Here is a 13,246-nt window from a genome sequence, read left to right on the forward strand (position 1 = left end):
TATTTGATTACTTCTCAATATTTCCGACATAGCAGCGCCTGTATTGTTCACAGTCTTCAAGGAATTTCAAAAATCTCAGCAAATCAGAGCATTTTTCTCTCACCAGAGACATAAAAGAGCGCTAATCCCTTAGATTCCCATTACAACTTGGTGCTGGCTGAGAACGGAGTTGAGAAATAGTCATCCATTAGACGAGTTGTTAGTTGATTATCGGTTAACTTTAGGATGATTATAATTTCTAGAGTGCAAGACGTTATCACTGAATAGCAAGGCTATTTAGCTAGTATAAAAACCTGATATACTCACAGCAGATTCTCCATAAGGAATGATGGGGCGATCGCTCCGAGTAGCCCCAGAGTATATTGAAAAAGTAAAGTCAGCACTTGGGCGTAACGGCTATCCCAGCCAGCAGTCCTTAGCTACTGATATAGGATTTTCTCTTTCCACAGTCAAAAGCTTCCTCACTGGTAAACCTGTTGACTATCTGAATTTCCTAGAACTTACCAAAAAACTGGGGTTTGAGTGGCAAGATATTGTATACAAAGAACCAGAAACAGAATTAGATGATGGCTTTTGGGAATGTTTGCGGTCTTTGGCGACTAACCAGACAGGGGGAAATCTAGCATTTGTCTTAGCTACCCCCGAATCACCGATTGACATGGCGCACAACACGGGACACAGTTCACCTTTTTTCAATATTTTCGGCTATACCGCATATCTGGAAGCATTAACTGAGACAGAAGCGCGGGAATTGATAGCGAGTTCGCCCATTCTCTTCACCGACGAAGATGTAGAGTGGATTTTAACAGAAAGTCGCCGCTGGCCACTGTTGTTACAAATTCTGTGTAGAGAAAGATTATTTAACTTAGAAGAAGGAGAGAATAATGATAATTGGCGTGAGGAAGGATTACAACAAATGAAATCATTTGCTCATTTATTAGATTCATAACTAGTAGAGTAACTATGAAAGCACACCGAATTGAAACAAAGTTAACTAAAAACGGAACCTTGATTCTTGAGGATTTACCGTTTCAGGCTGGCGAAGCCGTTGAAATTATCATTCTAGAAAGTCACACTCATCCCCAAGAAGCGAATTTGTATCCTTTGCGTGGCAAACAACCATACCGTTATGACGATCCTTTTGAACCTGCTGTGCCTCTGGAAGATTGGGAAGTCTTGCAATGATAAATTTAAATTGTCATTGCGATCGCACCTCAGTGAAGCCAAGCAATCCCCGTTTCTGAAAATTCTAGATATTAAGTAGGCAACCATAATTAAATGTAATATGTCATTGCGAGGAGGAACGACGTTCGCGCAGCGTGTCGCAGACAAGCAATCGCAAGGTTTTGGGATTGCTTCTCTACAGACGTTTAACGAACACTTCGTACCCTACGGGTTCTCCAAAGAACTACGCAATGACAAGTCTTCGAGGACATGATTATTATTTATAATTTTGCAGTGACAAATATAACAAACATTTGCTATGACTGATTTCTTATCCAAAACAAGGATTGAAAATGAGCCAGCAATATTATCTATATATAATGACGAATAACTATAATAGTGTGCTGTATACAGGAGTAACGAACAATTTACAAAGAAGAGTTTATGAACACAAAGAGAAAATGATAGAAGGATTTACTAAGAAATACAACATTACTAAATTAGTTTATTATGAAATTTTTGAAGATGCCTATACAGCCATTAGTAGAGAAAAACAGATTAAGGCAGGTTCCAGACGAAAGAAAATTGATTTAGTCAATAGGATCAATCAAGAATGGAGAGATTTATACGATGCATTGTAAATTTTACTGGTGTCAATTGCGATCGCACCAAGGTAAAGCTTACTAATCCTAGCCTTTGCGATTGCTTCATTCCGCTAACGCTGCATTCGCAATGACAGAGTGTGTCATTGCGAGGAGGAACGACGAAGCAATCCCAGCCTTTGCGATTTGATTGCGATCGCACCAAGGTAAAGCATGGCGTTCGGCGTGGCGGTAGGCATGGGAGCCGTGGCGTTCGGCGTGGCGACTAGAGAGTGAAGTTAGCCCTCTACTAGGAATCTTTAGCCGTATCAGCGAGGATGTTGATGCTGCTCTCAATCAAACAAGTGTTTATAACCAGCGCTTATTCCTCAGAGATGTTGCAGATAAATTAAATCTACAGTTGCAGAACTTCGCTCGTAGCAGCGACAAATACACAGTCCGTTTCTACCCCATTATCAAAAGTTGGCGTGAGATAGTAACTAACTATATAGATGAACTGGCTAAAATTACTGAACTCAGCCAAGAGATTGACTTGCCTTACATTATGGGGAATCCCATTGCACTAGAGCAAGAAATTTTCACGGGGCGTGATGACATCGGCTTACGCATCGAGCAGTTACTTTTAGATCGCCGTCGTCCACCTCTGCTACTATACGGTCAGCGACGTATGGGTAAAACTTCCCTCCTCAATAACATCGGAAAGTTACTACCTAGTAATATCATCCCCATGTTTGTAGACTTGCAAGGCGCACCTTCATCAGCTAGTGACTATGCAGGTTTTCTCTACAACCTGGCTAGAGATATGGAGAAGTCAGCGAAAAAGCAAGGTTTAACTCTACCGTCCCTAGCCCGCGAAGTGTTAAAATCTGACGCCTTCACTTATTTCTATGAATGGCTAGATAAAGTAGAACAGGCTTTAGAACAAAATACCGCCTTACTAGCGCTAGATGAATTTGAGGTGCTAGATAACGCCATAGCCAAAGGTCGCTTTGATGAACAGGATGTTTTGGGAATGCTGCGTCACCTCATCCAACATCGTCCCCGCTTCAAGATTTTACTGGCTGGCTCTCATACTATCGAAGAATATCAGCGCTGGGCTAGTTATCTCATTAATGTCCAAGTAGTGCATATCTCGTACCTCAAAGAAACGGAAGCACGACAATTAATTGAACGTCCCGTCAAAGATTTTACCCTCCGCTATGAACCTAACGCTGTTGAGCGAGTGCTACAACTCACTCGCTGTCACCCATTCTTAGTACAACTACTGTGTGCGGAAATTATTGTCCTTAAGAACGAGCAAGACCCCTCTATCCGGCGATTGGCAACTTTAGCGGATGTGGAAGCAGCAATACCAGAAGCTTTGCAAAGTGGTGGTTTTTTCTTTGCTGATATTCAAAACAACCAAGTAGACGCTACTGGAGAAGCTATTCTACGTTTTATCGCCGCTCAAGGGGAAGGGGCTATAGTTAGCCGCCAAACTCTATTGCAACTGTTCCCTGATGCTGATATTACTTTCAACTTGCTGTTGCAACGTGAGTTAATTGAAGAAGTTGACAACGGCTATTGCTTCCAAGTGGAGTTGATTCGCCGCTGGTTTATTTGAATCATGTCTGATAAGTTAACTTTTGACAAATACTATTTGTGCTGACGTAATTGCTCTACTATATATTCTTCCAGTTCTTGTTTTTCTCTATTACTAGCATTTCGTTGATAAGTTCTTCTAGTTTCTTGAATAAACCTACGTTTTTCGTTGGGAGAAGATTTGAGTTTACCTCCAGTTCCTTGCAGCTTTTGCTGTAATTCTTCCCAAGTCTTTTCACCCACACTTTCACCTAGTTTGACCAGTGCCTTTGGGAGTAACATTTTTGCCTCTCGTTGAAAATCTTCTTCTGTCTCAAGGGAAGCTAAATCTATATTGCTGAAGTCGATATCGATTTGAAAGTTACTCATAAAATTGTATTTATTCTGTTCAAAATTATTACCACAATTGGAGGAAGATGGGTTTTCAATTTTCACCTATGAACCCAAGATAGTATGATTGTACTGTTTGAAGTTGATAACTGATTTGAAAACATTAATTCCGAAAGTTGATTGAATACTTCCGGTAGTATAGCCCTACTTAATCATTCACAACAAGATTCCCAACTTATAAAAAGTAAGTAGGGAATCTAAGCCTTTTGATTTTCACTTATACAATAAGATTGCTATATCTTCAGAAAGAAGACATATCACTAATCTCCGTACAACCAAGTTAGCAATATTAGAAATGCTATCTTAAAGGCAAGGTCATTTGCTCAAATTTTGAGGATAATACTATGACTACAACGCTCAAAGAGGCTAATTCTATTGAGTCATTGCTAGGTAAAGAGGCAGAAGACCTACTTACCTACAAAGCAAAAGTTTCTCGTGATTTAATACATTTGCCGGGGCCAGACTTTGTAGATCGAATCTGGCTCAACAGCGATCGCAACCCGCAAGTAATACGTAATCTTCAGTTACTTTATTCTACTGGTCGTCTGGCAAACACAGGCTATCTCTCGATTCTACCGGTAGACCAAGGGATTGAACACTCAGCTGGCGCGTCTTTTGCGCCCAATCCGATTTACTTTGACCCAGAAAATATTGTCAAGCTAGCGATCGCCGCAGATTGCAATGCTGTTGCAACCACTTTGGGAACATTAGGCATCGTATCACGGAAATATGCCCACAAAATTCCCTTTATTGCCAAAATTAATCACAATGAATTGCTGACTTTCCCCAATCAATTTGACCAGGTATTGTTTGCAGATGTCGAACAAGCTTGGAATTTAGGGGCCGCGGCGGTAGGTGCGACAATTTACTTTGGTTCAGAGCAATCTACCAGGCAAATTCAAGAAATCAGCCGAGCTTTTAAACGCGCCCATGAACTCGGTTTGGTGACTATTCTCTGGTGCTATCTGCGGAATAATGCTTTTAAACAAGATAAAGATTACCACGTTGCTGCTGACCTCACCGGACAGGCGAATCATTTGGGTGTAACCATTGAAGCCGACATTATTAAACAAAAGTTACCTGAAAATAACAATGGTTACGGAGGAGTTGCTAAAGCCACTGGTAAGAGTTACGGCAAAACTGATGAGCGGGTTTACACAGAACTGACAACCGATCACCCAATTGATTTAACTCGTTACCAGGTGCTGAATTGCTACTCTGGGCGTGTGGGACTGATTAATTCTGGTGGCGCGACTGGTAAAAATGACTTCGCCGAAGCAGTACGCACGGCTGTAATTAATAAACGGGCTGGTGGTTCAGGATTAATTTCTGGGCGAAAGACCTTCCAGCGCCCCTTTGAGGAAGGTGTAAAACTGTTTCACGCCATTCAGGATGTTTATTTGTCGCCAGATGTGACAATAGCTTAGGGAGTGGGGAGTGGGGAGTAGAGACGCGATTAATCGCATCTCTCCCCTGTTCCCTCATCTCGCAATACGGTTCGGTTAAGGTTTTTTGATGAAAATTCTAGATCACAAAGATGCGATAAATCATTGTAGAGACGGCGATTCATCGCGTCTCTTGCCTTAATCGAACCGTATTGCCTCATCTCCCCACTCCCCAGTTGCCGATCCCCAATCCCTAACGAATTCAGAAAAAGCAAATCTTGGTAGGGATTCTGGGATATCCTTAGATAAGTGAAAGATTTGCCAAAAATAGTAAGAATGAAGCTGGCAGCAAGAGTAAGTCAGGTAACACCTTCATTAACCTTAGCGATCGCAGCCAAGGCTAAGGCACTGAAGGCAGAGGGAATAGATGTTTGTAGTTTTAGCGCTGGAGAACCAGATTTTGATACCCCAGCGCATATTAAAGCCGCAGCAGAAAAAGCTTTGGAAGAAGGCAAAACCAAGTATGGTGCAGCAGCTGGAGAACCAAAGTTAAGGGAAGCGATCGCCCACAAGCTTAAAATTGATAACGGTCTTGATTACAAGTCTGAGAATGTCATCGTCACCAATGGCGGTAAGCATTCTCTGTACAACTTGATCGTGGCGCTAATCGATCCAGGTGATGAGGTAATTATCCCTGCACCCTACTGGTTAAGTTATCCCGAAATGGTGACTTTGGTCGGTGGAGTCTCGGTAATTGTGCCCACAGATGCAACGACGGGTTATAAAATTACTCCCGAACAACTCCGTAAAGCAATCACGCCGAAGACAAAGTTATTTATTCTCAACTCTCCATCTAATCCTACAGGGATGGTATACACGCCAGATGAAATCAAAGCACTGGCGCAGGTAGTAGTTGATGCAGATATCTTTGTTGTCTCTGATGAGATTTACGAAAAGATTCTCTACGAGGGTGCAGAACATATCAGCATCGGTTCTCTGGGGAAGGAAATTTTTGACCGCACTTTGATTAGTAATGGGTTTGCGAAGGCTTATTCTATGACTGGGTGGAGACTTGGTTATTTAGCGGGGCCCGTGGAAATCATTAAAGCAGCGAGTACCATCCAAGGGCATAGTACATCTAACGTGTGTACCTTTGCCCAATATGGTGCGATCGCGGCTCTACAAAGTTCTCAAGATTGTGTCGAAGAAATGCGCCAAGCCTTCGCCAAACGCCGACAGGTAATGCTAGACAGACTCAACGCCATTCCCGGATTGAGTACCGCCTCACCAGATGGCGCTTTTTATCTGTTCCCTGATATCAGCAAAACCGGTCTAAAATCCCTAGAATTTTGTGACGCTTTGTTGGAAGAACATCAAGTTGCAGTCATTCCCGGAATTGCTTTTGGCGCTGATGACAACATTCGCCTTTCCTACGCCACAGATTTGGCGACGATTGAAAAGGGAATGGATAGATTAGAGAAATTTGTCAAGTCGCGTATTTAGTTAGTTGTCAGTTGTCATTTGTCATTTGTCATTTGTGAGGAGAATTTATCAACTCTCCAACTTCTTAACTCCACCTTTTCGACTCAGAACTGGTGGAGTTGATTTTTCAACCTGAAGTTTTGAGTTCCAAGCTTGAAATTTTGAGTTCCAAACCTCAAGTTTCGTGTTCCAATGCTGAAGCTTCGTGTTTCAAACCTCAAGCTTCGTGTTTCAATGCTGAAGCTTCGTGTTTTAATGCTGATATCATGTCCGCATAATTTAGTTATGATTCCCACAGTCATTGCACCCCACACGCCAGTCGCTCATGGGGGAAACCCCCAAGACCGCACTGGCTCCCCTTAATCCCCTCCCCGCAAGCAGGAGGGGAGACAAAGCGACGATTGTCGGGGTGGGGTTCTTCGGGTTTGATAAGTAATCAAGCGGACATGATATGACACTCCACAATCAAAAGCGATCGCTTTCTGTAATCACCTGCACAAATACAAAACTTCAAGTGCCTACTTCTGAAGTTTGCTGATTCTTTCTAGCGCTTCTTGGGCATCCTGTATTTTTCCTTGTTGTTTAAAGATATCTGCGGCTTGCTGCAAGTCAGTAATTGCCCCTTGCTTATCTCCCAATTTAATGCGGGCTAAACCCCGGTTGCTGTATGCTTCAGCTAAATTGGGATTAATCCGCAAAGCTTGGTTGTAATCTTCTATTGCTCCCTTGTTATCTCCCAATTTATAGCGGGCTAAACCTCGGTTGTTGTAGATATCGGCATCGTTGGGATCAATCCGCAAAGCTTGGTTGTAATCTTCGATTTGCGCTTTGTAATCTCCCAATTTAATGCGGGCCAAACCCCGGAGCTTGTATGCTTGGGCATCTTTGGGATTAATCCGCAAAACTTGGTTGAAATCTTCAATTGCCCCCTTGTTATCTTGCAATAACATCCGGGTAAAACCCCGTCTGCTGTAGGTATCGGCATCCTTGGGATTAATCCGCAAAGCTTGGTTGTAATCTTCAATTGCCCCCTTGTTATCTTGCAATAACATCCGCGCTAAACCCCGGTTGTTGTAGGCATTGAAAGCGTTGGGATTGAGGCGAATAACTTGGTTGTAATCTTCAATTGCTTCCTTGTAATCTCCCAATCCCATCCGGGCAACACCCCGACTGTAGTAAGAATTGGCATCGTTGGAATTAATCCGCACAGCTTGGTTGAAATCTTCGATTGCCGCCTTGTTATCTCCCAATCCTATCCGGGCTAAACCTCGGTTGTTGTAAGCATTGAAATAGTTGGGATTGAGGCGAATAGCTTGGGTAAAAGCTGCAACTGCTCCTTGCAAATCTCCTTTTTTTAGCTTATCTACACCCTGATTATAGAAGTCTTCAGCCGTAGGCGTTGTAACTTTGGGGGCTTGAGAAAGACGAATTCCCAAGAAATTTTGATCACCAGCATAACTGGAAGCATCAGTTAGACGAATTCCCAAGAAATTTATGTCGCTAGCATAACTGGGCTGATTGATGGTTGCAGTAGTGGTAAATGTAGTCAAGGTTGCTATGGTGAAGGTTTTTGCAACCCCTATCGACAATTGAGGAAACAAGAATTGTCTTATAAATAACATAAAAAATAAATGTTATTGTTGAGTGTTTATAGAAAATAATACAGGCTTAGTAAGGAACTTTACGGCGATTTGTCTTTAAGCACCACAATATGTAAGATACTGCATTACGCTAGTGAACATTTTTTTAATTGTAAGTCTTTTAACCTGATGTTCATGGTTCTCAGCCTTATGTTTTCTGTCCCGAGCTAGTAGTTCCGAGTTCCGAAGCTCAAGTTCCGAGTTCTAAGCTCAAAGTTCCGAGTTCCGAAGCTCAAGTTCCGAGTTCTGAAGCTCAAGTTCCGAGTTCTAAGCTTGAAGTTCCGAGTTCTAAGCTTGAAGTTTCGAGTTCCAAGCTTGAAGTTTCGAGTTCTGAAGCTCAAGTTTCGAGTTCCAAGCTTGAAGTTTCATGTTCCGAAGCTCAAGTTCCGAGTTCTAAGCTTGAAGTTTCAGATGAATGGTGGGAGCAAAAACGTCAATTGGGTTTTGGGCTTAGTTAATGTCAATTAATTCCAGCACCATCAAGCTGAATTTTGCATCAAAGGGTATGGTTGAATCAAAATCTGTGCCGGAATTCCCAATTGTTCATGCAAACCCCGAATCATCTCTAACGTTAGCGCCTGCTTGCGATGCAAAATGTCGGCAATTTCTGCTTTACTGCCAATAACAGGCTCTAATTCATCTACAGACAACCCACGGGATTCGAGATAATATAAGATTGCTTCAATAGGATCTGGTGCTTCGATTGGGTAATGCCTTTGCTCGTATGCTTCCACCAGCGTAGTTAAAACTTCCAATCGGTCAGACTCTGGTGTATTTAGTTCTGCATCAAACAATCTTTCAATTTCATCAAGCGCAGCATGATAATCAGCTTCGTTGCGGATTGGACGGGTTTCAAGCATAGATATTACTGTCTCAAATACTTGTTGCATCTACGTTATCCTACTCCTACCTCCTTTTATCGTTTGCTAGTTTGTGGGTTTTATCATGACTGAACGTCAGCGTCCCCCGATACTTAAACCAAATGAATTCTACACATTCCGCAGCTATTTTCAAATGAAATTTGCTCCCGCCGATATTCTGCGGGAATTAGGAGTAACTTTAACTAAAACAACAATTAATTTACCTGTCGCTGCTTCAGAATTACTGACTCGACTATCAGACTTACGCCAACGCCTAGAAGAAGCGATCGCTCGTGTTAGTCTAACTAGTGAAGCAGCTAGACGCGAAGTACTAATCGCACCCATTTTATTAGAAGTAGCCCATATCACAAAAGCAATAGTTAATATTGAGTACCCTATCGAAGTTAATCAGTATCTCAGAGGTGACTTAGACTACTATCTTCAGTCAGAACACAATATTTTAGTGGTAGAAGCAAAACAGGCAGATTTAACACGGGGATTTACGCAGTTAGCGACAGAGTTAATTGCCTTGGATACATGGGTAGAATCAAATGAGCCAATCTTGTATGGTGCTGTAACTACTGGGGATATTTGGCAGTTTGGTAGTTTTGATCGTCAAGAGAGGAAAGTCAGTCAAGATTTAATGTTGTATCGAGTGCCAACTGATTTAGAAATATTAATGCAGATTTTAGTGGGAATTTTGATGCAAGGTTAAACAGATGCAACGCCTCAAGTATCTACTTCTGAAGTTGGTTGATGATTTCCAGCGCTTTTTGGGACTCCTCTATTTTTCCTTGTTGCTTAAAGATATCTGCGGCTTGCTGGAAGTCAGTAATTGCCCCCTTTTTATCTCCTAAGCCAGCGCGGAAAATGCCCCGATTGTAGTAGGCTAAGGCATCATTAGGATTAATCCGCAAAGCTTGGTTATAATCTTCGATTGCCCCCTTGTTATCTTCCAATTCATCGCGGGCATTTCCCCGGTTGATGTAAGTTTTGGCATCGTTGGGATTAATCCGCAAAGCTTGGTTGTAATCTTCGATTGCCCCCTTTTTATCTCCCAATTTAGCGCGGACAACACCCCGATTACTGTAAGCTTCGGCATAGTTGGGATTAATCCGCAAAGCTTGGTTGAAATCTTCCATTGCCCCCTTTTTATCTCCCAAATCAGCGCGGGCAACACCCCGGTTGCTGTAGGCTTCGGCATAGTTGGGATTAATCCGCAAAGCTTGGTTGAAATCTTCCATTGCCCCCTTGTTATCTCCCAAATGGGCGCGGACAAGACCCCGGTTGTAGTAGGCTTCGGCATAGTTGGGATTAATCCGCAAAACTTGGTTGAAATCTTCCATTGCCCCCTTGTTATCTCCCAATTGAGCGCGGGCAACACCCCGATTACCGTAAGCTTCGGCATAGTTGGGATTAATCCGCAAAGCTTGGTTGAAATCTTCGATTGCCCCCTTGTTATCTCCCAATTGGGCGCGGGCGCTTCCTCGGTTGCTGTAGGCTTCGGCATAGTTGGGATTAATCCGCAAAGCTCGGTTGTAATCTTCGATTGCCCCCTTTTTATCTTCCAATTGGGCGCGGACAACACCCCGGTTGTTGTAGGCTTCGGCATAGTTGGGATTAATCCGCAAAGCTTGGTTGAAATCTTCGATTGCCCCCTTGTTATCTCCCAATTGGGCGCGGACAATGCCCCGGATGCTGTAGGCTTGGGCATAGTTGGGATTGAGGCGAATTGCTTCAGTATAAGCTGCGATCGCTCCTTGCAAATCTCCTTTCTTTTGCTTATCCAAACCCTGATTATAGAAGTCTTCAGCCGTGAGTGTTGCAACTTTGGGAGCATCAGTTAGACGAATTCCCAAGAAATTTATGTCGCTAGAATAACTGGGCTGATTGATGGTTGCAGTAGTGGTAAATGTAGTCAAGGTTGCTATGGTGAAGGTTTTTGCAACCCCTATCGACAATTGAGGAAAGAATAATTGTCTTATAAATAACATAAAAAATAAATGTTATTGTTGAGTGTTTATACAAAATAATACAGGCTTACTAAGGAACTTTACGGCGATTTGTCTTTAAGCACCACAATATCTAAGATAGTGCATTACGCTACTGGACATTTTTTTAATTGCAAGTATTTTAACCTGATGTTCAGGGTTCTCAGCCTTATGTTTTCTGTCCTGAGCTACTAGTTCCGAGTTCAAAGCTCGACGTTCCGAGTTCAAAGCTCGGCGTTCCGAGTTCCAAGCTCGGCGTTCCGAGTTCCAAGCTCGGCGTTCCGAGTTCCAAGCTCGACGTTCCGAGTTCAAAGCTCGGCGTTCCGAGTTCAAAGCTCGGCGTTCCGAGTTCCAAGCTCGACGTTCCGAGTTCCAAGCTCGGCGTTCCGAGTTCAAAGCTCGGCGTTCCGAGTTCAAAGCTCGGCGTTCCGAGTTCAAAGGTGGAAGTTTCATGTTCCAAGCCTGAAGTTTTATGTTCTCTTGTCCAATGCCCAATGCCCCATGCCCAATGCCCCCTCACATCTACATCAACTCCATCTCCCGCAACCCCTGGCGTAGTCTCTTGGCCTCTTGGGGATTATACCTTTCGTGAAGGGCGATCGCTTTTCTAAAAGCTGTTAAACTATCTTGATGATTGCCAACTTTAAGCAACACTACCCCTAAATTTTGATACGCTTCGGCATAGTTGGGATTTAACTCAATTGCATTTTGATAATATGCGATCGCATCTATAAATAAACCCAAAGCTTTAAATATCATCGCCAAATTATAATGTCCAAAAACAAAATTAGGGTCAATCTTCAAAGTTGTGGCGTAAGCAGTTTTTGCACCGTTTAAATCTCCTGCTGCTTTGAGTAAGTTACCCAAGTTGATGTATGCTCCTAGTTTGAGCATGGGGTAAATTGGCAATTTAATCGCAGCTTGATAATGATAAATAGCCTGTGGGGATTTTTGCAACCGACTGTAAGCAATGCCTAAATGATAGTGGAGTTCATATAAAATATCGTAGTTTTCTTCAGCACCGATGATTCCTCGTCTAAGCAACTCCATACCTTGGGTAATTTTCCCAGTTTCCACATACAATGCCCCTAATTTACTGCAAACATAGGGGTCATCAGGATGAGTAGCGAGAAACCCTTCCATTGCTGTAGCTGCTTTGGCATATTTGTTATTTTGAGCGATCGCACTTTTTTGATATCCTACGTGTAAAAGTGCCACTCCTGGTAAATAACCTACTTGCCAATGGGGTTCTTTGTTTATAATTGCTGACACACTATCATCCACTAGGGCATGATAAGGACGGTCAAAGCGAATATCTGGATGATTGCGGAACAGCCTGGAAACCAGAGAATAGGGAGATTGTTCTGCACCAATCTCGTGGCGGACGAGGTTAATGAGCAGGTATTCATCTCTTGCGATCGCCTCTCGCAACTGCGGTACAATTGCTGGTGTCAGAGTTTCATCAGCATCTAATACCAGAATCCAATCACCAGTGACATATTTTAGAGCTGCATTGCGGGCAGCACTGAAGTCATTACACCATTTAAAATGATAGACTTTTGCACCGAGTTGTTGGGCAATATTGGGAGTGCGATCGATTGAGCCTGTATCCAAGACTACCATTTCATCCACCACAATTCTTACACTGCTCAGGCATTTAGGCAGTGTTGCTGCTTCATTTTTCACAATCATGCACAGACTGAGTTTCATATTGCCAATCAATTCTGGTTCAAATTTTTTGCTTACTGTTGTTACCAACTTTTATTTTGTGCCGATATAGCATCAGACCATCATAAGGCGAGTTTTTAATAAAGGACAGTCATTTGTCATTTGTCATTTGTCATTTGTCATTTGTCATTTGTCATTTGTCATTTGTCAAGAGTTACTCTTTGATGGCAAGAAAATATCTTCACAATCAGTAAATTATACTGAAAATGTGATGTCTTATTGGCAAGGATACCTCGATAAGAATTTAACTACTATCAAAGTAAGACTTATAGAGTTTTGCCTGAGTCGCAGAGCTATTTGAGTCGCTTATCTCCGTCGGCATTAGCTACATTAAAAGAGATGGACGAGTAATTGATAATTCGTAATACTTCGGCTCCTTTCGACTTCGCCCTTCTCTTCTTAGGCTGCGCCCTAAGCGTAGCT

The 13,246-nt window shown here is 42.6% G+C and carries 14 protein-coding genes; 7 read left to right on the forward strand and 7 right to left on the reverse strand.

The genetic code is table 11. From position 1 onward, the window contains the following. Nucleotides 1-325 precede the first annotated feature (325 nt). The 3 genes from LC653_RS35820 to LC653_RS35830 all read left to right on the forward strand — a co-directional run bounded on the left by LC653_RS35820 (nucleotide 326) and on the right by LC653_RS35830 (nucleotide 1,805). The gene (locus LC653_RS35820) at nucleotides 326-949 is read left to right on the forward strand and encodes a hypothetical protein (protein ID WP_229499727.1); all 624 of its coding nucleotides are present in this window, start codon (nucleotides 326-328) and stop codon (nucleotides 947-949) included. 14 nt (nucleotides 950-963) lie between these two features. Then, the gene (locus LC653_RS35825) at nucleotides 964-1,185 is read left to right on the forward strand and encodes a hypothetical protein (RefSeq protein ID WP_229456196.1); all 222 of its coding nucleotides are present in this window, start codon (nucleotides 964-966) and stop codon (nucleotides 1,183-1,185) included. A 332-nt stretch (nucleotides 1,186-1,517) separates the two neighbouring features. Next, a complete protein-coding gene (locus LC653_RS35830; protein ID WP_229499728.1) occupies nucleotides 1,518-1,805 on the forward strand; it encodes a GIY-YIG nuclease family protein in 288 nt (95 codons plus the stop codon). 66 nt (nucleotides 1,806-1,871) lie between these two features. On the opposite strand, the gene LC653_RS35835 is transcribed toward LC653_RS35830, so the two are convergent. Further along, nucleotides 1,872-2,102 carry a hypothetical protein gene (locus LC653_RS35835; RefSeq protein ID WP_229499729.1) on the reverse strand — a complete coding sequence of 77 codons (231 nt, stop codon included), beginning with the start codon at nucleotides 2,100-2,102 and terminating at the stop codon, nucleotides 1,872-1,874. A 64-nt stretch (nucleotides 2,103-2,166) separates the two neighbouring features. Here LC653_RS35835 and LC653_RS35840 point away from each other — a divergent pair, with 64 nt between their 5' ends. Further along, nucleotides 2,167-3,369 (forward strand): AAA family ATPase, encoded by a 1,203-nt coding sequence (locus LC653_RS35840; protein ID WP_229499731.1) that lies wholly within the window; start codon nucleotides 2,167-2,169, stop codon nucleotides 3,367-3,369. 32 nt (nucleotides 3,370-3,401) lie between these two features. Here LC653_RS35840 and LC653_RS35845 read toward each other — a convergent pair whose 3' ends face one another. Continuing rightward, nucleotides 3,402-3,716 (reverse strand): hypothetical protein, encoded by a 315-nt coding sequence (locus LC653_RS35845; RefSeq protein ID WP_229499733.1) that lies wholly within the window; start codon nucleotides 3,714-3,716, stop codon nucleotides 3,402-3,404. Between the two features lie 365 nt (nucleotides 3,717-4,081). Between LC653_RS35845 and LC653_RS35850 the strand changes: the two genes are divergently transcribed. Then, nucleotides 4,082-5,164: a class I fructose-bisphosphate aldolase gene (locus LC653_RS35850; protein WP_229499735.1), complete on the forward strand. Its 1,083-nt coding sequence runs from the start codon at nucleotides 4,082-4,084 to the stop codon at nucleotides 5,162-5,164. Between the two features lie 294 nt (nucleotides 5,165-5,458). Beyond that, nucleotides 5,459-6,625, forward strand: a complete 1,167-nt coding sequence (locus LC653_RS35855) for a pyridoxal phosphate-dependent aminotransferase (protein ID WP_229499737.1) — start codon at nucleotides 5,459-5,461, stop codon at nucleotides 6,623-6,625. Between the two features lie 497 nt (nucleotides 6,626-7,122). Here LC653_RS35855 and LC653_RS35860 read toward each other — a convergent pair whose 3' ends face one another. Next, nucleotides 7,123-8,154, reverse strand: coding sequence for a tetratricopeptide repeat protein (locus LC653_RS35860; RefSeq protein WP_229499739.1), 1,032 nt, complete (start codon nucleotides 8,152-8,154; stop codon nucleotides 7,123-7,125). Between the two features lie 569 nt (nucleotides 8,155-8,723). Beyond that, nucleotides 8,724-9,104, reverse strand: a complete 381-nt coding sequence (locus tag LC653_RS35865) for a helix-turn-helix domain-containing protein (protein ID WP_229499765.1) — start codon at nucleotides 9,102-9,104, stop codon at nucleotides 8,724-8,726. A gap of 85 nt (nucleotides 9,105-9,189) precedes the next feature. Between LC653_RS35865 and LC653_RS35870 the strand changes: the two genes are divergently transcribed. After that, nucleotides 9,190-9,819: a hypothetical protein gene (locus tag LC653_RS35870; protein ID WP_229499741.1), complete on the forward strand. Its 630-nt coding sequence runs from the start codon at nucleotides 9,190-9,192 to the stop codon at nucleotides 9,817-9,819. Between the two features lie 22 nt (nucleotides 9,820-9,841). On the opposite strand, the gene LC653_RS35875 is transcribed toward LC653_RS35870, so the two are convergent. The 3 genes from LC653_RS35875 to LC653_RS35885 form a co-directional block, all read right to left on the reverse strand. Next, a complete protein-coding gene (locus LC653_RS35875) occupies nucleotides 9,842-11,098 on the reverse strand; it encodes a tetratricopeptide repeat protein (protein ID WP_229499743.1) in 1,257 nt (418 codons plus the stop codon). 75 nt (nucleotides 11,099-11,173) lie between these two features. Further along, nucleotides 11,174-11,548: a coiled-coil domain-containing protein gene (locus LC653_RS35880; RefSeq protein WP_229499744.1), complete on the reverse strand. Its 375-nt coding sequence runs from the start codon at nucleotides 11,546-11,548 to the stop codon at nucleotides 11,174-11,176. A 69-nt stretch (nucleotides 11,549-11,617) separates the two neighbouring features. Further along, complete coding sequence (locus LC653_RS35885; protein WP_229499767.1) at nucleotides 11,618-12,805, reverse strand: glycosyltransferase family 2 protein; 1,188 nt, start codon at nucleotides 12,803-12,805, stop codon at nucleotides 11,618-11,620. Nucleotides 12,806-13,246 lie beyond the last annotated feature (441 nt).

The organism is Nostoc mirabile CHAB5784, assembly GCF_020829645.1.
GTDB lineage: Bacteria > Cyanobacteriota > Cyanobacteriia > Cyanobacteriales > Nostocaceae > Nostoc > Nostoc mirabile.